Origin of the sequence: Mesorhizobium sp. B3-1-6 (assembly GCF_006439555.1) — a bacterium.
Lineage (GTDB): Bacteria > Pseudomonadota > Alphaproteobacteria > Rhizobiales > Rhizobiaceae > Mesorhizobium.
This window is the reverse complement of record NZ_VFTM01000016.1, coordinates 51,451-78,344: the sequence shown is the minus strand read 5'-3', so window position 1 is coordinate 78,344 and position 26,894 is coordinate 51,451. Positions and strand designations below refer to the sequence as shown.

The 26,894-nt window shown below is 63.9% G+C and carries 25 protein-coding genes; 11 read left to right on the top strand and 14 right to left on the bottom strand.

Annotated elements, in window-relative coordinates:
- The first annotated feature begins 35 nt into the window (after window positions 1-35).
- From FJ414_RS16005 to FJ414_RS15970, 8 genes are all read left to right on the top strand, one after another.
- A complete protein-coding gene (locus FJ414_RS16005; RefSeq protein ID WP_140645338.1) occupies window positions 36-686 on the top strand; it encodes an RNA-binding protein in 651 nt (216 codons plus the stop codon).
- Window positions 683-3,262, top strand: a complete 2,580-nt coding sequence (gene infB / locus FJ414_RS16000; RefSeq protein WP_140645337.1) for a translation initiation factor IF-2 — start codon at window positions 683-685, stop codon at window positions 3,260-3,262. Before FJ414_RS16005 ends, infB begins: the two co-directional genes overlap by 4 nt.
- 124 nt (window positions 3,263-3,386) lie before the next feature.
- Entirely contained in the window at window positions 3,387-3,803 is a 417-nt protein-coding gene (rbfA, locus tag FJ414_RS15995) for a 30S ribosome-binding factor RbfA (protein ID WP_140645336.1), read from the top strand.
- Window positions 3,804-4,763: a tRNA pseudouridine(55) synthase TruB gene (truB, locus tag FJ414_RS15990; RefSeq protein ID WP_140645335.1), complete on the top strand. Its 960-nt coding sequence runs from the start codon at window positions 3,804-3,806 to the stop codon at window positions 4,761-4,763.
- A gap of 212 nt (window positions 4,764-4,975) precedes the next feature.
- Complete coding sequence (gene corA, locus FJ414_RS15985) at window positions 4,976-6,070, top strand: magnesium/cobalt transporter CorA (RefSeq protein WP_140645334.1); 1,095 nt, start codon at window positions 4,976-4,978, stop codon at window positions 6,068-6,070.
- Between the two features lie 147 nt (window positions 6,071-6,217).
- Entirely contained in the window at window positions 6,218-6,529 is a 312-nt protein-coding gene (gene rpsO / locus FJ414_RS15980; protein ID WP_281405321.1) for a 30S ribosomal protein S15, read from the top strand.
- Window positions 6,530-6,908: 379 nt separating this feature from the next.
- Window positions 6,909-9,059 (top strand): polyribonucleotide nucleotidyltransferase, encoded by a 2,151-nt coding sequence (gene pnp / locus FJ414_RS15975; RefSeq protein ID WP_140645332.1) that lies wholly within the window; start codon window positions 6,909-6,911, stop codon window positions 9,057-9,059.
- A 135-nt stretch (window positions 9,060-9,194) separates the two neighbouring features.
- Window positions 9,195-10,202, top strand: coding sequence for a class I SAM-dependent methyltransferase (locus FJ414_RS15970; RefSeq protein ID WP_140645331.1), 1,008 nt, complete (start codon window positions 9,195-9,197; stop codon window positions 10,200-10,202).
- A 244-nt stretch (window positions 10,203-10,446) separates the two neighbouring features.
- Here FJ414_RS15970 and FJ414_RS15965 read toward each other — a convergent pair whose 3' ends face one another.
- The 4 genes from FJ414_RS15965 to fabA all read right to left on the bottom strand — a co-directional run bounded on the left by FJ414_RS15965 (window position 10,447) and on the right by fabA (window position 14,798).
- Window positions 10,447-12,000, bottom strand: coding sequence for a bifunctional diguanylate cyclase/phosphodiesterase (locus FJ414_RS15965; protein ID WP_140645330.1), 1,554 nt, complete (start codon window positions 11,998-12,000; stop codon window positions 10,447-10,449).
- A gap of 102 nt (window positions 12,001-12,102) precedes the next feature.
- Window positions 12,103-12,915, bottom strand: coding sequence for an enoyl-ACP reductase FabI (gene fabI / locus FJ414_RS15960; protein WP_095765954.1), 813 nt, complete (start codon window positions 12,913-12,915; stop codon window positions 12,103-12,105).
- Window positions 12,916-12,946: 31 nt separating this feature from the next.
- Window positions 12,947-14,167 (bottom strand): beta-ketoacyl-ACP synthase I, encoded by a 1,221-nt coding sequence (gene fabB, locus FJ414_RS15955; RefSeq protein ID WP_140645329.1) that lies wholly within the window; start codon window positions 14,165-14,167, stop codon window positions 12,947-12,949.
- 115 nt (window positions 14,168-14,282) lie between these two features.
- Entirely contained in the window at window positions 14,283-14,798 is a 516-nt protein-coding gene (gene fabA / locus FJ414_RS15950; protein ID WP_140645328.1) for a 3-hydroxyacyl-[acyl-carrier-protein] dehydratase FabA, read from the bottom strand.
- 246 nt (window positions 14,799-15,044) lie between these two features.
- Here fabA and irrA point away from each other — a divergent pair, with 246 nt between their 5' ends.
- A complete protein-coding gene (gene irrA / locus FJ414_RS15945; protein WP_140645394.1) occupies window positions 15,045-15,476 on the top strand; it encodes an iron response transcriptional regulator IrrA in 432 nt (143 codons plus the stop codon).
- A 10-nt stretch (window positions 15,477-15,486) separates the two neighbouring features.
- On the top strand, window positions 15,487-15,867 hold the full coding sequence (locus FJ414_RS15940) for a DUF4260 domain-containing protein (RefSeq protein WP_140645327.1): 381 nt from the start codon (window positions 15,487-15,489) through the stop codon (window positions 15,865-15,867).
- Between the two features lie 141 nt (window positions 15,868-16,008).
- Here FJ414_RS15940 and FJ414_RS15935 read toward each other — a convergent pair whose 3' ends face one another.
- Window positions 16,009-16,566: an SH3 domain-containing protein gene (locus FJ414_RS15935; protein ID WP_140645326.1), complete on the bottom strand. Its 558-nt coding sequence runs from the start codon at window positions 16,564-16,566 to the stop codon at window positions 16,009-16,011.
- Between the two features lie 169 nt (window positions 16,567-16,735).
- Between FJ414_RS15935 and FJ414_RS15930 the strand changes: the two genes are divergently transcribed.
- Window positions 16,736-17,737 (top strand): D-glycerate dehydrogenase, encoded by a 1,002-nt coding sequence (locus tag FJ414_RS15930; RefSeq protein ID WP_140645325.1) that lies wholly within the window; start codon window positions 16,736-16,738, stop codon window positions 17,735-17,737.
- Between the two features lie 6 nt (window positions 17,738-17,743).
- Here FJ414_RS15930 and FJ414_RS15925 read toward each other — a convergent pair whose 3' ends face one another.
- From FJ414_RS15925 to FJ414_RS15885, 9 genes are all read right to left on the bottom strand, one after another.
- Window positions 17,744-18,157, bottom strand: coding sequence for a DUF126 domain-containing protein (locus tag FJ414_RS15925; protein ID WP_140645324.1), 414 nt, complete (start codon window positions 18,155-18,157; stop codon window positions 17,744-17,746).
- Complete coding sequence (locus FJ414_RS15920; RefSeq protein ID WP_140645323.1) at window positions 18,154-19,407, bottom strand: aconitase X catalytic domain-containing protein; 1,254 nt, start codon at window positions 19,405-19,407, stop codon at window positions 18,154-18,156. Before FJ414_RS15920 ends, FJ414_RS15925 begins: the two co-directional genes overlap by 4 nt.
- A complete protein-coding gene (locus tag FJ414_RS15915; RefSeq protein ID WP_140645322.1) occupies window positions 19,404-19,892 on the bottom strand; it encodes a GNAT family N-acetyltransferase in 489 nt (162 codons plus the stop codon). Before FJ414_RS15915 ends, FJ414_RS15920 begins: the two co-directional genes overlap by 4 nt.
- Before the next feature lie 2 nt (window positions 19,893-19,894).
- Window positions 19,895-20,650 carry a molybdopterin-synthase adenylyltransferase MoeB gene (locus tag FJ414_RS15910; RefSeq protein ID WP_140645321.1) on the bottom strand — a complete coding sequence of 252 codons (756 nt, stop codon included), beginning with the start codon at window positions 20,648-20,650 and terminating at the stop codon, window positions 19,895-19,897.
- Between the two features lie 94 nt (window positions 20,651-20,744).
- Complete coding sequence (gene recF, locus FJ414_RS15905; protein ID WP_140645320.1) at window positions 20,745-21,905, bottom strand: DNA replication/repair protein RecF; 1,161 nt, start codon at window positions 21,903-21,905, stop codon at window positions 20,745-20,747.
- A gap of 25 nt (window positions 21,906-21,930) precedes the next feature.
- Window positions 21,931-23,049 (bottom strand): DNA polymerase III subunit beta, encoded by a 1,119-nt coding sequence (dnaN, locus tag FJ414_RS15900; RefSeq protein ID WP_140645319.1) that lies wholly within the window; start codon window positions 23,047-23,049, stop codon window positions 21,931-21,933.
- Between the two features lie 201 nt (window positions 23,050-23,250).
- Window positions 23,251-24,798 carry a chromosomal replication initiator protein DnaA gene (gene dnaA, locus FJ414_RS15895; protein ID WP_140645318.1) on the bottom strand — a complete coding sequence of 516 codons (1,548 nt, stop codon included), beginning with the start codon at window positions 24,796-24,798 and terminating at the stop codon, window positions 23,251-23,253.
- Window positions 24,799-25,638: 840 nt separating this feature from the next.
- Window positions 25,639-25,905, bottom strand: a complete 267-nt coding sequence (gene rpsT / locus FJ414_RS15890) for a 30S ribosomal protein S20 (protein ID WP_140645317.1) — start codon at window positions 25,903-25,905, stop codon at window positions 25,639-25,641.
- A 196-nt stretch (window positions 25,906-26,101) separates the two neighbouring features.
- Window positions 26,102-26,875 carry an enoyl-CoA hydratase gene (locus FJ414_RS15885; RefSeq protein ID WP_140645316.1) on the bottom strand — a complete coding sequence of 258 codons (774 nt, stop codon included), beginning with the start codon at window positions 26,873-26,875 and terminating at the stop codon, window positions 26,102-26,104.
- Window positions 26,876-26,894: the final 19 nt, after the last annotated feature.

The following is a 26,894-nucleotide window of genomic DNA, read 5'->3' as shown; positions in this document are numbered from 1 at the left end:
GAACCCGCATCGCACACAACCCGCCCCAGGACGAGATGAACGATCGCACTTGCATCGTTACGCGCAGGCAGGCCGAACCGGATGAACTGATCCGTTTCGTCGTCGGCCCGGATTCGGCCGTCGTTCCGGATATCAAGAGAAACCTGCCCGGCCGTGGTTGTTGGGTGAGCGCTGACCGCCTACATATCGAGAAGGCAGCGGCGAAGAACCTGTTTGCCCGCGCCTTCAAGGCGCAGGTGACCGTGCCGACCGATCTTGGCGGCATGGTTGACGGGCTGCTCTCCAGATCCGCTCTGGGTATGCTTGGCCTTGCCCGCAAGGCTGGCGCTGTCGTTCTTGGCGCCGCCAAGGTCGAGGGTGCGGTGCGCGACGGCCAAGCGCTTCTGGTGCTGCATGCGACCGAGGCTTCGGACGACGGTGTCCGCAAGATCAGTCAGGCACGGCGGGCAACCGTCCATCTCGGCGGCCCGGCCATCCTTGCCTACAAACTTTTCCCTGAAGCCGAGTTGAGCTTGGCATTGGGGGGTACAAATGTGATACATGCTGCCGTCCTCGCGCAGGACGCGGGACAGGCGGTTGAGAAGCGCGTTGTTGCGCTCGACCGATATCGGGGCGGTACCCCGAACGATCTGGCAATGCTTGCGGCCGTTGCTGACGAAGATGATGCCGCAGAGGATATGGAATGAACGATACGAAATCGGGCGACGACAAGACGTTGAGCGTTACGCCGAAGAAGACCTTGACGCTGAAGCGCCCCGGCCTCGAGCAGGGCACCGTGCGCCAGAATTTCTCGCATGGCCGCACCAAGTCGGTCGTGGTCGAGACCAAGAAGCGCAAGTTCTCGCTGCCCGGCGACAAGCCGGAGCCGGTGGCTGCGTCCGTCTTCACGCCGAAGCCCGCCCCTGCCCCTGTTGCCGTCGCCCCTGTCGTGCAGGAAGCACCGAAGGCGCCGCCTCCGCCGCCGGAGCGTTCCGGCATGGTTCTGAACGAACTCTCGCGCGGCGAGATGGAAGCGCGTCGCAAGGCGCTGGAAGGTTCCAAGGTCCGCGAGGCCGAGGATCGTCAGCGCGCTCAGGAAGATGCCAAGCGCCGCACCGAGGAAGAAGAACGCCGCAAGCGCGAGCGTGACGAATCCGCGCGCCGTCAGGCCGAGGAGGAAGCACGCCTGCAGACTGAGGCCGAGGCCCGCCGGCGCGCCGAGGAAGAGGCTCGCCGCCGCGCGCCGCTGGCGGCGGATGTCGCCACGGCTGACGACGAGGAAGAGGCCAAGCCGAGGCGTACCGGCGCCGGCGCCGGGGCGAGTGCGCCGCCGCGCCGTCTTGCGACGCCGGAAGTGGCGCGGCCGGCCAAGCCGACAAAGGGCGAGGAAGATCGCCGCCGTGGCAAGCTGACGCTGAACTCGGCGCTGTCGGATGACGACGCGCGCGCCCGCTCGCTGTCGTCGATGCGTCGCCGCCAGGAAAAATTCAAACGCGCGATGCATAACGAGCCGCGCGAGAAAGTCATGCGCGAAGTGATCCTGCCCGAAACCATTACCATCCAGGAATTGGCGCAGCGCATGTCCGAGCGCGCCGTGGACGTGGTCAAGTTCTTCATGAAGCAGGGCCAGATCCTCAAGCCGGGCGACGTCATCGACGCCGACACGGCCGAGCTGGTCGCCTCCGAATTCGGCCACACGGTCCGCCGCGTTGCCGAGTCCGACATCGAGGAAGGCCTGTTCAACATCGCCGACCGCCCGGAAGACCTGGTGTCGCGTCCGCCGGTCGTGACCATCATGGGCCATGTCGACCACGGCAAGACCTCGCTGCTCGACGCCATCCGCAACGCCAATGTCGTCTCCGGCGAGGCCGGCGGCATCACTCAGCATATCGGTGCCTACCAGATCGAGAAGAACGGTCAGAAGATCACCTTCATCGACACGCCCGGCCACGCCGCCTTTACAGCGATGCGCGCCCGCGGCGCGCAGGTCACCGACATCGCCGTGCTGGTGGTGGCGGCCGACGACAGCGTGATGCCGCAGACGATCGAATCGATCAATCACGCCAAGGCGGCCGGCGTGCCGATCATCGTGGCGATCAACAAGATCGACAAGCATGACGCCGACCCGCAGAAGGTGCGGACCGAACTGCTGCGCCACGAAGTGTTCGTGGAATCGATGGGCGGTGAGGTGTTGGACGTCGAGGTTTCGGCGACCAAGGGCACCAATCTCGACAAGCTGCTGGAAGCGATCCTGCTGCAGGCCGAAGTGCTCGACCTCAAGGCCAATCCTGACCGCACCGCCGAAGGCGCGGTCATCGAGGCGCAGCTGGACAAGGGACGCGGGCCTGTCGCCACCGTGCTGGTGCAGACCGGCACGCTGATGCCGGGCGACATCATCGTCGCCGGCAACGAGTGGGGCCGTGTGCGCGCGCTCGTCAACGATCGCGGCGAGCACGTTCCGGAAGCGCCGCCGGCAATGCCGGTCGAGGTGCTTGGCCTCCAGGGCACGCCGCAGGCGGGCGACCGCTTCGCCGTCGTCAACAACGAGGCGCGCGCCCGTGAGATCACCGAATACCGCCAGCGCCTGGCGCGCGACAAGGCGGTGGCCAGGCATGCCGGCCAGCGCGGCTCGCTCGAGCAGATGATGTCGCAGCTGCAGACGAGTGGATTGAAGGAATTCCCGCTGGTCATCAAGGGCGACGTGCAGGGCTCGATCGAGGCGATCAATGCCGCACTTGAAAAGCTCGGCAATGACGAGGTGCGCGCGCGCATCGTCCATGCCGGTGCCGGCGGCATCACCGAAAGCGACGTCTCGCTCGCCGAGACGTCCGGAGCGGCGATCATCGGCTTCAACGTCCGCGCCAATGCGCAGGCGCGTGCGGCCGCGGTCGCGGCCGGCATCGAGATCCGCTACTATTCGATCATCTACAACCTCGTCGATGACGTGAAGGCAGCGCTTTCCGGTATGCTTTCGCCGGAGCGGCGCGAGACCTTCATCGGCAATGCCGAGATCCTCGAGATATTCGACATCTCCAAGGTCGGCAAGATCGCCGGCTGCCGTGTCACCGAAGGCAAGGTCGAGCGTGGCGCGGGTGTTCGCCTGATCCGCGACAACGTCGTGATCCACGAAGGCACGCTGAAGACGCTGAAGCGCTTCAAGGACGAGGTTTCGGAAGTGCCGGGCGGCCAGGAGTGCGGCATGGCCTTCCAGAACTACGAGGACATGCGTGTCGGCGACGTCATCGAGTGCTTCCGCATCGAGATGGTAACCAGAACGCTCTAATTCAGATATACTTGCCGAATAATAACAGGCGGCGGCCGAAAGGCTGCCGCCCACACCCCTTGTGCATGTTGAGACATGTGGCGCGGTCCCATCCCGCGCCTCACGATTTCAGGACCAGAGAAAAATGCCCCGTTCGACACCGTCAGGCCCCTCCCAGCGCATGCTGCGCGTCGGCGAACAGGTGCGCCATGCCCTTTCCGAGACCTTGCAGCGCGGCGAAATCATCGATCCGGTGATCGAGAACAGCGTCGTCTCGGTCTCCGAGGTGCGCATGTCGCCCGATCTCAAGATCGCCACCGCTTTCGTCTCGCCGCTTGGCGCGGGCGACGACGGCGTCGTGATCGAGGCGCTCAACAGGCATGCGAAGTTCATCCGCGGCCGTGTCTCCGGCGCGCTCAGGCAGATGAAGTACATGCCGGAGTTCCGCTTCCGGCTCGATACCTCCTTCGACAATTTCGCGAAGATCAATGAACTGCTGAAATCGCCCGAAGTGGCGCGCGATCTCGGTGACGGCAAGAACAACGACAAGGACGAGGAATAGGTGGCGCGTCGCGGCAAGAAGAAGGGGCGGCCGGTCTCCGGCTGGGTAGTGCTGGACAAGCCCGTCGGCATGGGTTCGACCGAAGCGGTCTCCAAGATCAAATGGCTGTTCCAGGCCGAGAAGGCCGGCCATGCCGGCACGCTCGATCCGCTGGCCTCCGGCATGCTGCCGATCGCCTTGGGCGAGGCGACCAAGACCGTTCCTTACGTGCAGGACGGCGCCAAGGTCTATCGCTTCACCGTCGCTTGGGGGCAGGAGCGCTCGACCGACGACCTCGAAGGCCCGGTGACCAACAGTTCCGACCGTCGGCCGGACGAGGCGGAGGTGAGGGCGCTGCTGCCGAAATACACCGGCGTCATCATGCAGACACCGCCGCAATTCTCGGCCATCAAGATCGCCGGCGAACGCGCCTATGACCTTGCCCGTGAAGGCGAGACGGTCGACATCCCGGCGCGCGAGATCGAGATCGGCCGCCTCGACATCGTCGAGCATGATGCCGGCAAGACCGTCTTCGAGGTCGAGTGCGGCAAGGGCACCTATGTGCGCTCGCTGGCCCGCGACATGGGCCGCGACCTCGGCTGCTTCGGCCATATCGCCGAATTGCGCCGCGTCGAGGTCGAGCCGTTCACGCCGGATGATTTCGTCACGGTCGCCGAGCTGGAAGCGGCCCGCTTTGGCGAAAAGAATGACGACAAATCGGACGAAATGGACGTCCCGATCGATTTCAGCGCCATCGATGCGCTGCTTGTCGAAACGGCGGTGGCGCTAGACTGTCTGCCGCAGGTCGCGGTCAGCGACGATGCGGCGACGAAGATCCGCCTCGGCAATCCCGTCATCATTCGCGGCCGCGACGCACCGGTCGAGGCCGAGGAGGCCTGCGCCACAGCGCGCGGCAAGCTCGTCGCCATCGGCGCCATCGAGCAGGGCATGTTCAAGCCCAAGCGGGTCTTTGTCGGGTGAATCCGGTCTAAAGCGCGACGCGCTGAAACGGATTCTGGCGCCGCGCTTTAAGTCTCTGTTTTGATGCATGTCGTTGTCCCAGAACCGCTGCGCACTTCTGGGCGACATGCACTAAGTGTCTGTTATTTACGCAATTCCGGACAGAAAACCGCCGCGCAGTTTTCCTGGAATTGCTCTAATCTCGGCCGAATGCTGAGTCCCGAGGATATCTCATGGCCAAGGCTGATGCAGGCAAGAAGCGGGCATCGCTGAAAACCCGCCGGCCACCGGTCGGGGCGTCGCCCGGCACGCTTATCGCCGATCCGGCGGCGCGACGCAGCGAGCTTCGGCTGACGCTGATCTCGCCCGAGAAATACAAAACCATCGACAATGCCTCGATCGACGATCTCAACGCCCATTGCGAGAAATGGCCCGTCGTCTGGCTGGATTGCACCGGACTTGCCAATATCCCGCTGATCGAGGAGATCGGCCGCATCTTCAATTTGCACCCGCTGGCGCTGGAAGATGTCGTCAACACCGGCCAGCGGCCCAAGGTGGATTTCTTCGAGGATCATGCCTTCGTCGTCATGCGCATGATCGACGATGTCACCTCGCATCGTTACGAGCAGATGTCGCTGTTCTTCGGCGGGAATTTCGTCGTCACCTTCCAGGAGCGCGAGGGAGACCCGTTCGATCCGGTGCGCAAGCGCATTGCGGGCGCGATGCCCAACCGCCTGCGCTCGCGCGGCGCCGATTATCTGGCCTATGCGCTGATCGATGCTATCGTCGACAGCTATTTTCCCCCGATCGAGGCGGCGAGCGAAGCGGTCGACGGCATCGAGGACGAGATGCTGAACAAACCGCACAAGCACCAGATGCGGCAGCTGCATGAACTCAGGCGCGACGCCAACGTGCTCAAAGGCGTGCTGTGGCCGATGCGCGACGCGCTGGCGACGCTGATCCGCAACGACGTGGCCTTCGTGAAGGCGGAGACCAAGATCTTCTTCAACGACACGCTCGACCATTCGCTGCGCCTGATCGAGCTGGTCGAGAACCAGCGCGACATGCTCACCGGCCTGATCGAGATGCATGTCTCGCTGACCCAGGCCCGCACCAACGACGTCATCTCCTATCTGACGATCGTCTCGGTGATCTTCATGCCGCTGACGTTCCTGGTCGGCGTCTGGGGAATGAATTTCGATCCGGAAAGCTCGCCCTGGAACATGCCGGAACTGAAAACCTATTACGGTTATCCGGCGGCAATTCTGTTCATGGCGCTTGTCGCTGCCGGACTGATCTTCTTCTTCAAATGGAAGAAGTGGCTATAGCCGCTGAAGCCTTTGTTTTCATGGCAAGACCTGCGACAAGCCGGCTTGATATTTGGGCTGGTGTTTTTTCCGGAATTGCACTATATGCGCCGCAGCTTCGCGCCCTGACGCGTCGCTTGCACTGGCCCCTGCTGGACGACATCCCGGCTGTGGGCGTCCCGTTTCCTCCAACAGATAAGGAAAAGCACGATGTCGATTACTGCCGACCGCAAGAAGGAATTGATGACCGAATTCGCAACCACCAAGGGCGACACCGGATCTCCGGAAGTCCAGGTTGCCATTCTTTCCGAGCGCATCAAGAACCTGACCGAGCACTTCAAGGACCACAAGAAGGATAACCATTCCCGCCGGGGCCTGCTTGCTCTGGTCTCCCAGCGCCGCAGCCTGCTTGACTACCTCAAGCGCAAGGATGACGCGCGCTATCAGACGCTGATCGACAAGCTCGGTCTCCGTCGCTGACGAATTGACCGGCGGGCCCTCCCCGGAGGGCCCGCCGGTCGCGCATTGGCGCATCGGTCGATACGGTGCGATAATGGCGGAGCGCGACGCGCTCTTGAAATTCGCATTCGCGCAGGACGCGTTCTGGAAACAGTGGTTTCCGGCGTCATGCGCAAGCCGGCCGATCGGTCGGCCAAACACGGTTCCGGACGCGCAGAGGGCCATTCGGAACCGCCCCATGGACGGTCATGGGGCAGGATTGCAGGATGCTCGCTCGGCTTATGAGCCGAACCTACGAGCCTCCCGTTGTCTTGCCCGTGGCTGCCCGAAAGAAGCCAGGAAAGGGAGAACCCGTGACCGTTAGGACGGCGCGGCCCTTTCCGCATACGAAGGACAAGACATGTTCAATCAACACAAAGTGGAAATCGAATGGGGCGGCCGTCCGCTCATCCTGGAAACCGGCAAGATCGCACGCCAGGCTGACGGCGCGGTGCTCGCCACCTATGGCGAGACGGTCGTTCTCGCCACCGTCGTTTCGATGAAGGAGCCGAAGCCCGGCCTCGATTTCTTCCCGCTTACCGTCAACTACCAGGAAAAGACCTATGCCGCCGGCAAGATCCCGGGCGGCTACTTCAAGCGTGAGGGCCGTCCGAGCGAAAAGGAAACGCTGGTTTCCCGCCTGATCGACCGCCCGATCCGCCCGCTTTTCGCCGACGGCTACAAGAACGACACCCAGATCGTCGTCACCGTCGTCCAGCATGATCTCGAGAACGATCCGGACATCCTGTCGATCGTCGCCACCTCCGCCGCGCTGACCCTTTCCGGCGTGCCCTTCATGGGCCCGATCGGCGGCGCCCGCGTCGGCTACATCAACGGCGAATATGTGCTCAACCCGCATATCGACGAAATGCAGGAATCCAAGCTCGACCTCGTCGTTGCCGGCACCGGCGACGCTGTGCTTATGGTCGAATCCGAGGCCAAGGAACTCTCCGAGGACCTGATGCTCGGCGCCGTCGTGTTCGGCCACAAGGGCTTCCAGCCGGTGATCGACGCGATCATCAAGCTGGCCGAGGTCGCCGCCAAGGAGCCGCGCGACTTCACCGCGCCGGATCATTCCGCGCTCGAAGCCGAGATGCTGAAGATCGTCGGCGACGAGCTTCGCGAAGCCTACAAGATCACCGACAAGCAGAAGCGCTATGCCGCCGTCGACGCCGTCAAGGCGAAGGTCAAGGCCGCGTTTGCGCCGGCCGAAGGCGAAGAGGCCAAACACACCTCAGAGCAGATCGGCTCGGTGTTCAAGGAGCTCCAGGCCAAGGTCGTGCGCTGGAACATCCTCGACACCGGCTCGCGCATTGATGGCCGCGACCTGAAGACGGTCCGCAAGATCGTCTCCGAAGTCGGCGTCCTGGCGCGCACCCATGGTTCGGCGCTGTTCACGCGCGGCGAGACCCAGGCGCTGGTCGTTGCCACGCTCGGCACCGGCGAAGACGAGCAGTATGTCGATTCGCTGACCGGCATGTACAAGGAGAAGTTCCTCCTTCACTACAACTTCCCGCCCTATTCCGTCGGCGAGACCGGCCGCATGGGTTCGCCGGGTCGCCGCGAAATCGGCCACGGCAAGCTCGCCTGGCGCGCCATCCGCCCGATGCTGCCGAGCGCGGACCAGTTCCCCTACACGCTGCGCGTCGTTTCGGAGATCACCGAGTCCAACGGCTCGTCCTCGATGGCGACCGTCTGCGGCACCTCGCTGGCTCTGATGGATGCCGGCGTGCCGCTGGCAAAGCCGGTCGCCGGCATCGCCATGGGCCTGATCAAGGAAGGCGAGCGTTTTGCCGTGCTCTCCGACATCCTGGGCGATGAGGACCACCTCGGCGACATGGACTTCAAGGTCGCCGGCACCGCCAATGGCGTCACTTCGCTGCAGATGGACATCAAGATCGATGGCATCACCGAGGAGATCATGGGCATCGCTCTGGCCCAGGCCAAGGATGGCCGCCTGCATATCCTCGGCGAGATGGCGCATGCGCTGTCCGGCGCCCGCGCCGAGCTCGGCGAGTTCGCGCCGCGCATCGAGGTCATGCATATCCCGACCGACAAGATCCGCGACGTCATCGGCTCCGGCGGCAAGGTGATCCGCGAGATCGTCGAGAAGACCGGCGCCAAGATCAACATCGAGGACGACGGCACGGTCAAGATCGCTTCGGCGAACGCCAAGGAGATCGAGGCGGCGAAGAAGTGGATCCACACCATTGTCGCCGAGCCGGAAGTCGGCGAGATCTACGAAGGCACCGTCGTCAAGACGGCCGACTTCGGCGCGTTCGTCAACTTCTTCGGCCCGCGCGACGGTCTCGTCCACATCTCGCAGCTCGCCAATGAGCGCGTCGCCAAGACCTCCGACGTCGTCAAGGAAGGCGACAAGGTCTGGGTCAAGCTGATGGGCTTCGACGAGCGCGGCAAGGTCCGCCTGTCGATGAAGGTCGTCGACCAGGCGACCGGCAAGGAAATCGTCCAGGAAAAGAAGAAGTCGGACGGCGAGGAAGACGCCGCCTGATCGGTTTTACCGTATAATCCAAGACGGGCGCGCCGCGAGGTCGCGCCCGTTTTGTTTCGGGGCAATTCCAGGAAAAGCGGGAACCGGTTCTCCGTCCGGAATTGCGTCCGAACAAAAGTCCTACGGAGCAGGTGAATGGCCGCAGAGCCGCTTAAGACGCTGTTCTACCCGTTCGAGGCCGAGGCGCTGCCTCTGCCGCGAAAGGATGCCCGGGTCCTGTTTCTCGGCGCCGAGCCCGGCTTCCGCTTGCCCGCCGGCTTCGAGGCGGCGCTGCATCTCGTGCAAGGCTTTCGGCCACATTTTCGAACGCTGCAGGCGTCTGGCTATGCGGTCACGCCGCGCGCCGAGGGTACCGGCTTCGAGCTGGCGCTGGTGCTTGCGGGCCGTCATCGTGGGCAAAATGAGTTGCGCATCGCCGACGCCATCGAACGCACCGTGCCGGGCGGGCTGATCGCGGTCGCGGGTGGCAAGGAGGACGGCATCGACAGCCTGCGCAAGCGGATCAACGCGCTGGCGTCGCTGGAAGGCCATCTGCCGAAGCACCACGGCGTCGCCTTCTGGTTCAGGCGAACCGGTACGGAGGCGGCCGCGACCCTGCGCGCCGGCAACCCCGACCTTGTCGTCGACGGCGGCTTCAAGACCAAGCCTGGCATGTTCTCTTTCGACCGTGTCGATGCGGGATCGAAATTGCTGGCCGCGCACCTGCCTGGCGATCTCAAGGGCAATCTCGCCGATTTCTGCGCCGGCTGGGGCTATTTGGCGGCCGAGGTCCTGCAGCGCTCGCACGCCCTCACGGCCATTGATCTCTACGAAGCCGATTTCGAAGCCCTGGAAGCGGCCAGGCTGAACGTCCATGGCGCCATCGAGCCCCGTTTCTTCTGGACCGATCTGCTCACCGAGACGGTCGAGCAGCGCTACGACGCGATCGTCATGAACCCGCCCTTCCACAGTGGGCGTGCGGCTGAACCCGGCATCGGCGCCGGCATGATCCGCACCGCATCGAAAGCCCTGAAATCGGGCGGCCGCCTGTTCATGGTCGCCAACCGCCAGCTTCCTTACGAGCAGGTGCTTTCGGCGGCCTTTGCCAGCCATGCCGAGATTGCCCGCGACGGGATGTTCAAGGTGTTTTCGGCGCGCCGCTGAAAGCAATTCCAGGAAAAGTGTGAAGCGGTTTTCCGTCCGGAATTGCGTCGTCAGGAAAAATGCAATTCCAGGAAAAGTGTGGAGCGGTTTTCCGTCCGGAATTGCGTCGTCAGGAAAAATGCAATTCCAGGAAAAGTGTGAAGCGGTTTTCCGTCCGGAATTGCGTCGTCAGGAAAAAGCAATTCCAGGAAAAGTGTGAAGCGGTTTTCCGTCCGGAATTGCGTCAGCAAAAGAGCGAGGTGCTTTATTGCACGCTGACGATGCGGGCGGGTTCGTGCGTGCCGAAGGCGGGCCGCGCTTCGCCAAGCTCGACCTTGAGCGGTGCCGGCCGGCCGAACAGATAGCCCTGCACGACCTCGCAGCCGGCCGCTCGGAGCAGGGTGGCCTGGTTCTCGGTCTCCACGCCTTCTGCGATGATGCCGACGCCCAGCGCCCGCGACAGGCCGACAATGGTCGACACGATCGCGCCGGAGCTGGAGTCGGTGTCGATGCGGCTGACGAACGAGCGGTCGATCTTCAGCTTGCCGAAGGAGAAATCGATCAGGTAGCTCAAATTGGAATAGCCGGTGCCGAAATCGTCGACGGCCACGGAGATGCCCATCTCGGCAAGCTGCTCCAGGATCGCCGCGGCGCGGTCGCGGTCCTGCATCATCGCGGTCTCGGTGACCTCGAGCTCCAGCCGCGACGGCTTGATGCCGGTCGATTCCATCACCTCCCGCACGATGCCGACGAAATCCCTGGTCATGAACTGGGCCGGCGAGATGTTGACGGCGACGAAGCAGTCCTCCGGCAGGTAGCGGGCGTCGCTGCAGGCCTTGCGCAGCACCCACTCGCCGATCGGATTGATCATGCCGGTTTCCTCGGCGATCGGAATGAATTCCATCGGCGGGATCATGCCGCGCTCCGGATGCTTCCAGCGGATCAGCGCCTCATAGCCGACGATGCGGCCGCTCGGCAGGTTGAGCTGCGGCTGATAGTGAAGGCTGAAGTCGCCGCGGTCGAAGGCGGTCTTCAACTCCGACTCGATCCACTGCCGGTAGTCCGCCACCCGGCCCATGTCGGCGTGGAAGACAGACCAGTTGCCGACGCCGCTGGCGCGCGCGTTCTGCAGCGCCAGGTTCGAGCGGCGCAGGATGAGCACTGGGTCGACGCCGTCCTTCGGCATCGCCACGATGCCGACCGACAGGCTGACCGACTGCAGATGGCTCTGCAGCTGGTAGGGCTCCATCATCTCGTTGATGAGCTTCTCGATGAGCCGCTCGATCGAACCCCTGATGTCGCGATCCGGCAGCAGCACGCCGAATTCGCCGGCGCCGAGGCGCCCGATCACCGCGTTCTTCGGCATGTTGTCCTTCAGCCTGCTGGTGAAGGCGCGGATCAGTTCGTCACCCTGGCTGTAGCCGATGGCGTCATTGATCTGCTTGAAGCGGTCGATATCGATGTCGATGAGGAACACCGGCTCGCCGGTTCGGATCGTCCCGGAGGCGGCCTCGGCTATCTTGCCGACCATGGCCTGGCGCGACAAAAGGCCGGTCAGCTTGTCGAAATGGGTTTCCTTGAAGACATAGGCCGCCGATTCATCGACGCCCGCGAAGAACGACAGCGCGGCACCGCCGGCGGCCAAAGCGCAGAGCGCGGCGATGACGCCGGCCATCGTTTCGGCCGGCATGCCGGCCATGCCGTCGCCGAAGCCGAACCGCAGGCCCCATAATCCAAGGATGAAACTGCCCATGCCCGAGCTGGCGATGGTGATCAGCCGGAACAGCGGAGTCCGTTTCGGATTGCTGACTGCAGGCATGCATTGTCCCTAGATTAGGGGACCTTATAGCGGATATCTCCTTAAAATGAGTTTCCGCCAATGCGTTCAATTTTACTGGAACGCTACTGTCGCCACTGCAAACTATTCGCGCGTGCCGTCGTTCTGCTTCAGTTCCTCCAGTGCCGGCATCGAAACGATGTGATAGCCGGAATCGACATAGTGGATTTCACCGGTGACGCCCGACGACAGGTCGGAGAGCAGGTAGAGCGCCGAGCCGCCGACTTCGTCGATGGTCACGGTGCGCCGCAAAGGCGAGTTGCGCTGCTGGTAGGAGAACATGTGGCGGGCATCGGACACGCCGGAGCCGGCCAGTGTCCGCACCGGCCCGGCCGAGATGCCGTTCACCCTGATACCGCGTGGGCCGTAGTCGTTGGCAAGGTAGCGCACGCTGGCCTCCAGCCCGGCCTTGGCGACGCCCATGACATTGTAGTTCGGCATCACCCTGACCGAGCCGGCATAGGTGAGCGTGATCATCGAGCCGCCATTGCCCATCAGCGCGGCGGCGTTGCGGGCGATCTCGGTGAAGGAATAGCAGGAGATCACCATTGTGCGCACGAAATTGTCGCGGCTGGTGTCGGCGTAAAGGCCCTTCAGCTCGTTCTTGTCGGAAAAACCGATGGCGTGCACCACGAAATCCAGCCCGCCCCAGGCCTTGCCGAGGGTCTCGAAGGTCGCGGTGACCGAGGCGCTGTCCTCGACATCGCAGGGCACGATCAGCGAGGCTCCCACCTTCTCGGCGAGGGGCTTGACCCGCCGCCCGAAGGCGTCGCCCTGGTAGGTGAAAGCGAGTTCCGCCCCGTGTTCCGACAGTTTCTTGGCGATGCCCCAGGCAATCGAATGGTCGTTGGCGACACCCATGACAAGCCCGCGCTTGCCCTTCATCAACCCTTCCATGCCTTGGCAATCCTTATGAAAAACGCTGGTCTTACGCGGAATAGCGCTGGAAAATCAACGTTGCGTTGGTGCCGCCGAAACCGAATGAGTTGGACAGGACGGTGTCGATCCTGGCATCGTCGATACGCTTGCGCACGATCGGCATGCCCTCGAATTCCGGATCGAGCTCCTCGATATGGGCGCTCTCGCCGATGAAGCCACCCTGCATCATCAGAATCGAATAGATCGATTCCTGCACGCCGGCCGCCCCCAGCGAATGGCCGGTGAGCGACTTGGTCGAGGTGATGTAAGGCATCTTGTCGCCGAACACCTCGCGAATGGCGCCCATTTCCTTGGAATCGCCGACCGGCGTCGAGGTGCCGTGGGTGTTGATGTAGTCGACCGGCGAAGACACCGTGGCAAGCGCCTGGCGCATGCAGCGCATGGCGCCTTCCCCCGAAGGCGCAACCATGTCGTAGCCGTCGGAAGTCGCGCCGTAGCCGATGATCTCGGCGTAGATCTTGGCGCCGCGCGCCCTGGCATGTTCCAGCTCTTCCAGCACCAGCACGCCGGCGCCGCCGGCGATGACGAAACCGTCGCGGTTGACGTCATAGGCGCGGGAAGCGGTCGATGCGTTGTCGTTGAACTTCGACGACATGGCGCCCATGGCGTCGAATAGGTCCGACATGGTCCAGTCGAGATCCTCATGGCCGCCGGCGAACATCACGTCCTGCTTTCCCCACTGGATCAGCTCATACGCATTGCCGATGCAGTGCGCCGAGGTCGAGCAGGCCGACGAGATCGAATAATTGACGCCGTGGATCTTGAACCATGTGGCCAGGGTGGCCGACGCCGTCGACGACATGGCCTTCGGCACGGCGAACGGGCCGATGCGCTTGGGGCTGTTGTTCTTGAGCGTGGTTTCGGCCGCTTCGACGATGGTGCGGGTCGACGGCCCGCCGGAACCCATCACGATGCCGGTCCGCTCATTCGTGACGTCGCCTTCGCTTAAGCCGGCATCAGCGATCGCCTGGTCCATGGCGACGTGGTTCCAGGCAGCGCCTTGGCTCAGGAAGCGCATGGCGCGGCGGTCGATCATCGGAGTGGGATCGAGCGTCGGCGCGCCCCAGACCTGGCAGCGGAAGCCGTGTTCGGCGAAGGAATTGGAAAAGCTGATGCCTGATTTGGCATCGTAAAGCGAGCTCTGCACCTCATTGGCATTGTTACCGATCGACGACACAATGCCGAGCCCTGTCACTACGACCCGTCTCATTCGCAACTCCTTCCCGCGTATTCGGGCGAAAGACCTAGCCGGTTTTCCCCTTGATCATACGCAAATAAACTGACGTGGCGTCCATTGGCTATGCGGGCGCCGTGGCGGAAAACGGTCAGGCGGCCGACTGCTTGGACAGGCCGACCTTCAGATCCGTAGCCGCATATATGGGTTCGCCATCCGCCTTGAGCCAGCCATCGGCGATGCCGAGCACCAGGCGGCCGCGCATCACGCGCTTGAAGTCGATGCCGTATTCGACCTTCTTCACCGATGGCGTCACCATGCCCTTGAACTTCACCTCGCCGGTCGACAGCGCCATGCCCTTGCCGGGTTCGCCCAGCCAGCCGAGATAGAAACCGGTCAACTGCCACATGGCGTCGAGGCCGAGGCAGCCCGGCATGATCGGGTTGCCGATGAAGTGGCAGGCGAAGAACCACAGGTCCGGCTTGATATCGAATTCGGCGCGGATGAAGCCCTTGTCGAAAGCGCCGCCGGTCTCGCTGATCTCGGTGATGCGGTCGAACATCAGCATCGGTGGGTAGGGCAGCTGGGCATTGCCCGGCCCGAACAGGTCGCCGCGGGCGCAGGCGAGCAGTTCTTCGTAATCGTAGCTGGACTTTTGACCCGCCATCAAGTTTCTGTCCCCGTGTTCTTCGCGGGCGGCAGGGCGCCCTTGTCGTTGGTTTCCTAACACACTCTGTTTGCGGCCGGAAACCGGCGTTTGCGCTTAACCCGTGCGCCTGCCCGGGTCAATGCGCGCTATTGATCGCATTCGGACTACAGAATATATGTCGGCTGATGTCCGGCTTTGGCTTTTGACGTCTTTTTGCCATGCTGGACCTGTTGATGGGCTGGGCAACAAAGCTTCGACGTGAAGATGGATTCGGGCTATCGGAAGGAAAATGTCGCTGTGGACAAGCGGGTTCGCGAAGCCGGCCTGAGGCCGACGCGTCAGCGCATTGCGCTGGCCGACCTGCTGTTCGCCAAGGGCGATCGCCACCTTTCCGCCGAGGAACTGCACGAAGAGGCGATTGCCGCCGGCGTGCCGGTTTCGCTGGCGACGGTGTACAACGCGCTCCACCAATTCACCCAGGCCGGCCTGTTGCGCATCCTGGCGGTCGAAGGCTCGAAAACCTATTTCGACACCAACACCTCCGACCATCATCACTTCTACGTCGAGGGCGAGAACCGGATTTTCGACATCGAGAGCGGACCGGTCACCGTCTCCAACCTGCCGGCGCCGCCGGAAGGCATGGAGATCGCCAATGTCGACATCGTGGTGAGACTGCGTCCCAAACGCTGCGATTGATCCCGTGGCGATGCGGCCCGTCGACCTGATTGTCCGGTTTGAATGGGTCACCGTCGCCGCGTTGGCTATCGTTTGCTACGCAATGGCCGGCTTTTCCTGGTGGCTGTTTGCGCTGCTCATCCTTGCGCCGGACCTGTCGATGCTGGGCTACCTCGCCGGGCCAGGCGTCGGCGCCGTCCTCTACAACGCCTTGCATATCCTGATCGCCCCGCTCGTCCTTCTGCTTGCGGGCGCGTTGCTCGCTGGCCCGATCATGACCGCTGTGGCGCTCATCTGGATCGCGCACGTCGCCATCGACAGTGCCCTCGGCTACGGCCTCAAGCTGCCTACCGGTTTTCAGGACACGCATCTCGGCCGCATCGGCCGCGAGCGCCCTGGCGCGGCCCAATAGGGGAGTGCCGAGATTCAGGTCAGGCCGAGCCGAGAATGGTAGGCTCCGAGAACCGGAGCGGAGCGTACTAAAAGTACGTGAGCACCGGAAGCGCAGGAGACCGCCGTTCGCAGGCCGGCATCACCTGAATATCGGCACGCCCTAGTTCTTGACCTTCTCGCCCGGATAAGCGCCCCACACCTGCGACTGGGCCATCCAGCCGGTATGGCCGTCGAAGGTCATCTCGCACCATTGGCCGTCGCATTTCTTGATCGAGCCGATCACGCCCGGCTCGATGATGGCGACGACACCGGCATCCTTGTCGGGCTCGTTGAGCAGGTTGATTCGCCCGCCCTTGCCGCGCTGCCAGGGCGCGACGATGGCGGTGCGGCGGCCCGAGAGCAGCGACTGGTTGATCCAGCCTTCCGAACCGTCGGCATCGCGCACGCGGCGCCATGTGTCGAACTCCTGGATGACTTCCATCGGCAGGCCGGCCTTCAGATACATCCAGTTGACGGAATAATTGGCGCCGGGCCCGACGCGCGAGTTGACGCGGGCCGGCTTCAGGCTGACGAAACGCGGCAGCGGCAGGCCGCTTGGGCCGAGCGTTATGGTCTGCGCGGGAGCGGCGGCACTCTGGGCGAACGCCTGCGGCGCGCAAAGCAGGGCGCCAAGAAGGGCTGCGCTGAAGGCCAGGCGAAGCGACGCGAAACCAGACACTTTCGTTCCTTTCGGCGCCGGCCCGTCGGGACGGGCGCCCCTTTTTCTTTGTCTTCGGCGGCACCGCTTGTTACAGGAGTGGGCTGGTGCCGCGATTGGCTGCAAGTTTCGCCGGTCTTGGTTAAAGAGGTCTCAACGAGATCGGTTTCGAGGAAGCTTCGGGGATAAAATGGCAGGCAAAAAACGGCCCCTCGTCGTCATTACGCGCAAGCTGCCCGACCCGGTCGAAACGCGCATGCGCGAGCTGTTCGACGCGCGCCTGAATGTCGAGGACCGGCCGATGACGCAGCCGGAGCTGGTCGCGGCGGTCAAGGAAGCCGATGTGCTGGTCCCCACCATCACCGACCATATCGATGCCGCGCTGATCGCCCAGGCCGGCGAAAACCTCAAGCTGATCGCGAATTTCGGCAATGGCGTCGACAAGATCGACGTCGCGGCGGCGGCCAAGAAAGGCATCACCGTCACCAACACGCCGAACGTGCTCACCGAAGACACCGCCGACATGACCATGGCCCTGATGCTCGCCGTGCCGCGCAGGCTGGCCGAAGGCGCCAACGTGCTGACCGGCGAGAAGAAATGGGCCGGCTGGTCGCCGACCTGGATGCTCGGCCGGCGCATCTGGGGCAAACGTCTCGGCATCGTCGGCATGGGCCGCATCGGCACGGCCGTCGCCAGGCGCGCCAAGGCCTTCGGCCTCTCGATCCACTACCACAACCGGCACCGCGTGCTGCCGGCGGTCGAGGAGGAACTGGAGGCGACCTACTGGGAAAGCCTCGACCAGATGCTGGCCCGCATGGACATCATCTCCGTCAACTGCCCGTCGACGCCGGCGACGTTCCACCTGCTGTCGGGTCGTCGCCTCGCGCTGATGCAGCCTTCGGCCTACCTCGTCAACACCGCGCGCGGCGATATCATCGACGAGGAATCGCTGGTCAAGCTCATCCATGACGGCAAGATCGCCGGCGCCGGCCTCGACGTCTACGAGCACGAGCCGGCGCTCAACACCAAGCTCATGAAGCTTGCCGCCAAGGGCAAGGTGGTGCTTTTGCCGCACATGGGCTCGGCCACGCTCGAGGGCCGCATCGACATGGGCGAGAAGGTGATCATCAACATCCGCGCCTTCTTCGACGGCCACCGTCCGCCGGATCGTGTCCTGCCGCTCAGGACCTGAAAAGGTTCAAACAGCGGCGGTCACTGCGCCGTCCGAAGCAACCGTGACGGTGGCTCCGCGGTAGCTGTCGAACGAGCCGCGTTCGAGCCGCACCGCCATCGGCGTTGCCCAGCCCATCTCCCGGGCGACGATCAGGCCGAGCAGCAGGATGGCGTCCGGCTCGTGCAGCACCAGGGCGGCCGGCGCGCGGCCGTTGTGGACGAGCTCCATCAGCACCGCCGAAGCGGATGACGAGCCGATCGTGCCCGGCAGGAACAGCACCCGGCCGGCAATGACTTCGCCATGCTGCGGGTGGCGGACATCGGCGATGCGGCCTGTCTTCGGGTCGACGCCGCCCCAGAAGCTGATCGGCGCCGTCAGCACCAGCGCGTCGCCTTCGCCTGCTCTGCCCGGCACCAGGATTTCGGCCATGGCGCTCATGCGGCGATCTCCGTGAAGACCGGCCTGCCAAGGACCGCGCTTTCGACGCAGTCGGCAAGCGAGGCGTAGAGCACCGCATAGCCGGTGTTGCCCGGCGCGTAATGCGCGAACTTGCCCGAATTGGTCATCAGAACGCCGTTGCCGAGCTCCGGCATGATCGGCGTCACCACCACGCAGGTGTCGGCGACGATGACGACGCCGCTGGCTTCAAGCTGCTTCCGCCGGCCATTCTGCTCCAGCAGGGCAAGCGCATGGCGGCCGGTGCAGGCGTAGATCGGCACCGCGAGCCGCCGCCCGGCGATCAGACGCTCCAGGCTGTCGAACTCGGCGTGCGACAGATGCGGGCTGCCAATCGCCACCGCGTCGATGGTCTTGGCCGCTGCCGCGGTCGACAGGCCGGCGCGCGCCTGCGCCACCATGTCGGGCGTCACGCGGATCACCGCTTCCGGTTCCGGCCCGGCCAGGATGGTTTCGACGTCGGATGCCTCGGGCGTCACGCCGGCAATGTGGAACAGGCCGACCGCGCCGGACGAGGCTGCCGCCGCGCCGAAGGCCTTCAACGCGTCCTCGCCGGGATGACCGGTCACGCCTCTGACGACACCGATCGCATTGCCCACCTCGCGGCCATAGAGGCTGCCCAGCACCGGCCATGCGATCTCCGAGGCGAGGAAGGATGGCGACAGGCTCGAGACATCGAAGACAAGCCGCGCCCGGCGGTTATCAGGCCGGTGCAGGCCATAGTCAGGCGCGCGGCCGACAATCGCGCAGGCAATGTCCAGAAAGTCGCCATAGCGGTTGGTGCGCGCGCCCAGCACCGAATTGCAGAAGACGACCGCGTTGGACTCACCCCAGGCGACGTCGCTGCCGAGCGCGGGCCTGTGTCCGGCCTGGTAGGGGGCGCAGGTCCAGCTCTGCTCGCAGCCGAGCTTGCGATAGGCCTCCATCATCCGCCGCGCCATGCCGCGCCGCGGCTCTTCGAGGCGGATGCGCGAGCATCCCATAAGGTCGAGCGCTCCGACATTGAGCGTCGAGCGCACCGCGACCTTCGCGCCGCCTTCGACCAGCCGCTCGGCGAACAAGGTACCGGAATCGCCGTGGTAAAGCGCCCCGTCGATATGGGTGGAAGCGATCGGGATGAGCCGCGGCGCGCCGAGCAGGCGGGCGCTTTCGGCGACGATGCGCATCGCAATTGCCGCGCCATCCTGGCCGGCGGCGATCACCTGTTCTTGCGGGCTAAGTGCGAGGCTCAAGACAGCACCTTGCACATGGTGACGGAGGTTGGCCTGTCATAGCCCGCATGCGCCGTGCGCGCGGTCTCGCCAAAGCCGAGCCGGGCGAAGGCCGCATGGTTTGCGGTCAGTTCGATACGGGTCTGAAGCTCGATCGCGTCCTTGCCGCGCTTGCGGGCAAGATTCTCGACCGCCCGCATCAGCCGGGTTCCAATGCCTTGGCCCTGAAGCCGTGGCTCGACGGCGAGCTTGCCGACATAGAAATCTTGCGACCGTTCCAGCGCGAAGACGCAGCCGACGATGCGGCCGTTCTCGACGGCCAGAAACCCCGTCTCCCGCTTCGCCTTCTCGCCAAGCGCCTTGGCGGTTAAAAGATACGCCGATGACGGCGGGTCTATGACCCCGTCCATATAGGCAAAAGCGCGCCGAATCAGCGCGAGCAAGTCGCCCCATTGGTCGAAATCCGCGGCAAGGCGAATTATGGAGATGCCGACGATCTGGTCCATGCTTACACGGCCTTGTAGCGGATGGTGTCGAAGCGGGCCGTGAGCCCGTCATAGAGCAGCAGCCGGCCGATCAGCGGCTCGCCTATGCCGGTGATCAGCTTGATCGCCTCCATCGCCTCCAGCGTGCCGACGACGCCCGTCAGCGCGCCGACGATGCCGGCGACGGCGCAGGACGGCACCAGCCCTTCCGGCGGCGCTTCCGGGAACAGGTCGCGATAGCTCGGATTGCGCTTGCCGTCGGCGCCGGCCTCGAACGGCTTCAGCACCGTCACCGAGCCGTCGAAGCGGCCGACGGCCGCGGTGACGAGGGGTTTCTTCTCGCCGGCGCAGGCATCGGCGACCGCGTAGCGCGTTTCGAAATTGTCGGAGCCGTCGATGACGACATCGTAGCGGGCGACGAGGGCCTGGGCGTTCGCTTCCGTCAGCCTCAGGCGATGCGATTCCACCGTGACGTTGGGGTTGATGCGCATGATCGCTTCCCGTGCGCTGTCGGTCTTGGCCATGCCGATCGTGTCGCTTCCATGAATCACCTGCCGTTGCAGGTTGGACAAGGAGACCGTGTCGTCATCGACGATACCGAGCGTGCCGACACCGGCGGCGGCAAGATATTCGAGCACCGGCGCGCCGAGCCCGCCGGCGCCGATCACCAGTACCCGGGCCCGTTTCAGCTTCTGCTGGCCGGGGCCGCCGATCTCGGGCAGCACGATGTGGCGGGCGTAGCGTTCGAGCTCTTCGTCGGTCAGCGCGGCATTGGTCATGGCTAGACCTTATAGCCGGTGCAAAACCTTGTCACGTACGGGCAAGGCAAAGCCTTGTCCCGCAGCGCAAGCCGAAGCCGGGTTCTTCAAGAGATCACCCGGTCACGCCGACGCTGCCGTGATCGACCGTCAGGAACTGCGCTCTGCCCTCAAGGCTGGAAAACAGCGCGGCATCCGTGCCTGTCATGAAGGCCTGGCAATTCAACTCCTCCAGGATGGAGAACAGCGCCGCGCGCCGGCCCGCGTCGAGATGCGCGGCGATCTCGTCTAGGAGAAGGATTGGGGTCAAGCCCGACATCTCGCCGGTCAGCCTGGCATGCGACAGCACGATGCCGACCAGCAGCGCCTTCTGCTCGCCGGTCGAACAGAGCTCTGCCGGCATCGACTTCGGCCGATGCCGGACCACGAGATCGGAACGATGCGGGCCGTCCAGCGTGCGGCCGGCGGCGCGGTCGCGCTCGCGGCCGTTGGCAAGCGCGCGGCGGAAATGCTCCTCGACATCGACGGCCGGCGCGACGGCGACCTCGCTCTCCAGATCACCGGCAAGGCTGATGTCGGCCTGCGGAAACGGCCCGCCGCCAGGCAACCTGTCGATCATGGCGGCAAGCAGACGCACCAGCTCGGCCCGCGCCGCGGCGATCGCCACCCCGGTTTCGGCCATCTGCGTCTCGATCGCGTCGAACCAGGCGCCGTCGCGGGAACCTTCGGTAAGCAAGCGGTTACGGCTACGCATGGCCTTCTCATAGTCGAGCGCGCGCTGGCCGTGGCCGGGGTCGATCGCCAGCACCAGCCGGTCGAGGAAGCGGCGGCGGTCCGCCGCCGGTCCAGGGAACAGCCCGTCCATCGCCGGTGTCAGCCACACGACCCGCAGCCATTCCAGCATATCCTCGGCCGATCGCACCGGCGCGCCGTTGATCCGCACCTTCCTGCCGCCTTCACCGGCGGCGTCGCCGCCGGAAATTCCGGTGCCGATCTCCACCTGTCCCTCGGGTCCCTCGATGCGAGCATGCAAGGCGAAGCCGCCGTCGCCGCCTTCGCGCGCCACATCGCCATAGGGCGCGCGGCGCAGGCCACGGCCCGGCGTCAGGAACGAGATCGCTTCCAGGAGATTGGTCTTGCCGGCGCCATTGTCGCCCGACAGCACCACCGCGCCGGGCGCAAGTTCAAGCGAGAGCGCCGCGTAGTTACGGAAATTTGTAAGTGATAGCTTACTTAAATAGCTCTGTTGCCGAAGCTGTTTCGCATCCGCGGTCACGACGACATATATGTCCGTGCCGAACCTAGACCCGCATCGGCATTAGCACGTAGAGCGCCGTTTCGTCGGCCATGTCGTGGATCAGCGTCGGCGAACCGGCATCGGCCAGCATGAACTTGGCTTCCGAGCCGGTGAGCTGGGCCGCGACGTCGAGCAGGTATTTGGCGTTGAAGCCGATCTCGATCGGGTCCGACGAATAGTCGGCCGCCAGTTCCTCGGTGGCGCTGCCCGAATCCGGATTGTTGACCGCGAGCGTTACCTGGCCCTCATTGATCGAAAGCTTCACCGCCCGGCCGCGTTCGGAGGAAATGGTCGAAACGCGGTCTACCGCCGCGGCGAAGCTCTGCCGGTCGATGATCAGCTTCTTGTCGTTGCCGGTCGGAATGACGCGCTGATAGTCGGGGAAGGTGCCGTCGATCAGCTTCGAGGTCAAAACGACGCTGCCGATGGTGAAGCGGATCTTGGTGTCCGACAGCTCCGTGGTCACAGCCACGTCGGGGTCGTCGACCAGCTTCTGCAGCTCGCTCACCGTCTTGCGCGGAATGATGATGCCGGGCATGCCTTCGGAGCCTGCCGGCGCGTCGATCTCGGCCCGCGCCAGGCGATGCCCGTCGGTCGCCACCGAGCGCAGTTTCAATTTGCCGCCCACCTCATGCGTGTGCAGGAAGATGCCGTTGAGATAATAGCGCGTCTCTTCGGTGGAGATGGCGAATTGGGTCTTGTCGATCAGGCCCTTGAGCGCCGCCGATTCCAGCCGGAAGATATGCGAGAACGAACCGGCCGAAAGCTCCGGGAAATCGGATTGCGGCAGGCACTGCAGACGGAAGCTCGAACGACCGGAGGTGACGGTCATCGCGTTGCCGTCCTCGTCCGTCTTCAGCATCACCTCGGCGCCGTCGGAAAGCTTGCGCACGATGTCGTAGAGCAGATGCGCCGGCACCGTCGTTGCGCCGCCGCGCTCGACCTTGGCGGGCGTCGCTTCCGTCACCTCAAGGTCGAGGTCGGTGGCCTTCATCTCGAGGCTGGCGCCCTCGGCGCTGAGCAGCACGTTGGACAGGATCGGTATGGTGTTGCGCCGCTCGACCACGCGGTGGACGTGGTTGAGGGACTTCAAGAGATTTGACCGTTCCAGGATAACACGCATGACGAAACAGGCTCGCTTCAATGAATGAACGGGTCACCGGCAGGCGGCATCCCGCGAAAGCCCTGAAAGGCTTTCAGAATCTGTGTAAGCTGACAGTAAAAAGCCTGCGAACGCAAGCCCGCGGCACCGGTTCCGGCCGGCAGCGCGGGCTTTCTGGGGATAAAGCCGGCGAAGCGCGTCGCCGATTATTTCTGCGCCCCTTCAGGCCTGGTCGTTGATCAGCCTTCTGAGCAGTTCGAGTTCCTGCGCCAACGTGTTGTCCCCGCCCGAAAGGTCCTCGATCTTGCGCACGGCATGCAGCACGGTCGTGTGGTCGCGGCCGCCGAACCGGCGCCCGATCTCCGGCAATGAGCGCGGCGTCATCACTTTCGACAGATACATCGCCACCTGCCTCGGCTTGACGATGGTGCGCGTGCGCCGGTTGGACAGAAGCTCCGTCTTCGACACGTTGTAGTGGCGCGCCACGATGCGCTGGATGTCCTCGATGCGCACCCGCTTCGGCTCGCCGGAGCGGTAGATGTGGCCGAGAATCTCGTCGATGCGGTCGATGGTGATCTGCGGCTCGAAGGACTGGCGGAACAGAAGCTGGTTGAAGGCGCCTTCGAGCTCGCGCCCGCTGCCGGTCACCGTGCGCGCGACATGCTCCAGGATCTCGTCCGAGATGTCGAGCGAGGTGTCGTCGGTCTTGGTGGTGGCGCGGCGCAGTTTCAGCATGCCGAGCCGCATCGCGAAATCCGGCGCCGACATTTCCAGCGCCACGCCGCCATTGAGGCGCGAACGCACGCGCGGCTCCAGCGATTCCAGTTCCGAGGGCGGCCGGTCGGCCGCGACCACCACCTGCTTGGCGCTGTCGAGCAGCATGTTGATGAGGTGGCAGAATTCGTGCTGGATCGACTTGCCCTGCAGGAACTGCATGTCGTCGATGATCAAGAGATCGATGTCGCGCAGCTGCTCCTTCAGAGTCAGCGCGTTGTTGTCGCGGATCGCGGTGGCGAAGCGCCACATGAAATATTCCGCCGTCAGATAGACGACGCGCGACTTCGGGTTGTGCCGCAGCGATTCAGCGGCGATCGCTTGCAGGAGGTGCGTCTTGCCGAGCCCGACGGTCGCATGCAGGAAAAGCGGGTTGAAGCGCACCGCGCTCGACTGCGATTCCGCCACCGCCCTGGCCGCGGCGAAGGCCACCCTGTTCGACGGCCCTTCGATAAAGGAGGCGAACGTGTAACGCGGGTCAAGCGGCGACCCCAGCACATTGTGGCGGAACTCCGGTTCCGCGGACGCGCCCTGGCGGGGCGCCGGCGCCCGTTGTTCCACGCGCCCGGCGCTCGCGGTGCCGTTGGCGAGCGCGGTATGCGTTTGCTTGGTCATCTTGCGCGCCGGCGCGATTTCCGGCTCGACAGGGTTGCGCCCCTGCCGCGTCGCGGTGCGCACGACGATCTCGATCTTGAGGATGTCGGGATCCTCATGCCGCCACAGCTCCGCGATAAGCTCGAGATAATGGCCGTTGATCCAGGACCTCAGGAAGGCCGTAGGCACCGAGATGCGGATAATGCCGCGGGAGGCCTCGGCGACCTTCATGCGACCGAACCAGCTCGAATAGACCTCGGCCCCAAGACGCGCCTTCAGCTGGGTCTTGACCCGTTCGAACTTCTGTTCCGCGTCGCTGGATGCCGCCACGTCGCCCCCTCCGACAAAAGTTGCTGGAAATGGAAGCTCGCCCGCTAGCTCCCTCTCGATGCCGCTTTGCATGATCAAAGTTCCTTGTCTTCTCGTACCCTTTTCCACCGGGGATGCGCCTCCTGCATCCTTGGTCCGGCGACCTCATTTCGCCGCGATGCCGCTGCCGCCGCCGGCAACGATCGTCGCAACTCGCGTAAGGAACCAACTGCCGGCTCCGCACGCCGGCCTCCGACAACGACAAGGCAATACGTCACCCTCCGGCGAAAACGCCGGCGAGACATCGACTGCCATGTACAATTACGCCAGTCCCCTACCCGCACCGAAGAGACAAACCAAGCCGAACGCGGAATTGCTCCACGTCATGAATTCTGCCATTTTGTGCTGGCCGATTCAGGCTGGGTCAGGGGCTACAGCCCGTCCCTTCGATGGATGGACATTACCGAAATCGCTGTGGATAGGGCAAGGCCACATCTAACGGTTTTTTAACGAATCTGGTTACCAGACGGGGCTTGAAATCGGGTGCTGCGACGGCACATTTTGACAAAGCCATTGTGATTCAAACCCTTTTCCGGCGAATATGAAAAAGGCCGCCCGAAACGAAATATTCTGAAATAATTCTCTTGACAGCTACTTCTCCCCCGCCGCTCGATCTTGAGTTGAACAAGCTGTGGATGACCGGCTGTAAGTCTTTGAAAAAACTGCAGATTTTTTGCCAGGCAAATTTGGGCAGTTGCCGCGGGGAGGGCGTGCCGGTATCAGCGGCGTTGAATATGCCGGCAAAACATTACTGGCATTGGAATCACGTCGCAAGCGTTGCTTGCGAGCAATTTTTTTAAGTACTTGCCGGCAAACGAAAAAACCCGGCCTGTGCGACCGGGTTCAACATCGGTTGATTAAGGATTAAGTCGGTCAGGCCGACAGCGTCTTGACCCGCTGGGCAAGCCGCGAAACCTTGCGGGAAGCTGTGTTCTTATGGACGACGCCCTTGGTGGCGGCGCGCATCAACTCCGGCTCCGCCGCCTTGAAGGCTGCCACCGCCGCGGCCTTGTCGCCGGCGGCCAGCGCCTCTTCGACCTGGCGCACATAGGTGCGGACACGCGAGCGACGGTTCTTGTTGACCGCCGCGCGGCGGGCGATCTTGCGCGTTGCCTTTTTGGCCGAAGACGTATTGGCCATGATGCCTCTCTTCCGATCTGGTGGGCGCCAGCGGGGTGCCGCAGGGCGCAAAAAACAAACGGGCAGCCACAGGGCCGCCTCGGTTGGTGCGGCTTATAGTTCAGCTTTTCCGGCGCGTCAACGCCACTTGGCGGTCTTTTTGGAGACCGAAAGCGCATCACGCCATGACCCGCCTTCAGTCATTCGGCAACGTGCCCTAGCGGTTGGTGAAATTCGGCTTCCGCTTCTCGACGAAGGCGGCCATGCCTTCCTTCTGATCATCGAGCGCGAACAGCGAATGGAACAGGCGCCGCTCGAAGCGCAGCCCTTCGGCAAGCGTCGTCTCGTAGGCGCGGTTGACGGCCTCCTTGGTCATCATGACCGACGGCAGCGAGAACTCGGCGATCTTGGCCGCCGCCTTCAGCGCCTCGTCGAGCAGTTCGGCGACCGGTACCACGCGCGATACCAGCCCGCTGCGCTCGGCTTCGGCCGCATCCATCATCCGCCCGGTCAGGCACATGTCCATCGCCTTCGACTTGCCGACAAAACGAGTAAGCCGCTGCGATCCGCCCATGCCCGGCATGACGCCGAGCGTGATTTCGGGCTGGCCGAACTTGGCATTGTCGCCGGCGATGATGAAGTCGCACATCATGGCCAATTCGCAGCCGCCGCCGAGCGCGTAGCCCGCAACCGCCGCGATGATTGGCTTGCGCGTGCGCGTGAATTCCTCCCAGCCGACGAAGAAGTCCTGCGTGTAGGCGTCGGCGAAGGATATCGCCTGCATTTCCTTGATGTCGGCGCCGGCGGCAAACGCCTTTTCCGAGCCGGCAAGCACCATCGCGCCGATCCCGGGATCGGCATTGAACGCGCTCGCCGCCGCCACGACCTCCGCAAGGACTTGCGAATTCAGCGCATTGAGCGCCTTGGACCGGTTCAGCGTGATCAGTCCGACCTTGCCGCGTGTCTCGACGATAATGGTTTCATGGGCCATGGTTCGCTTCCTTCCGCGG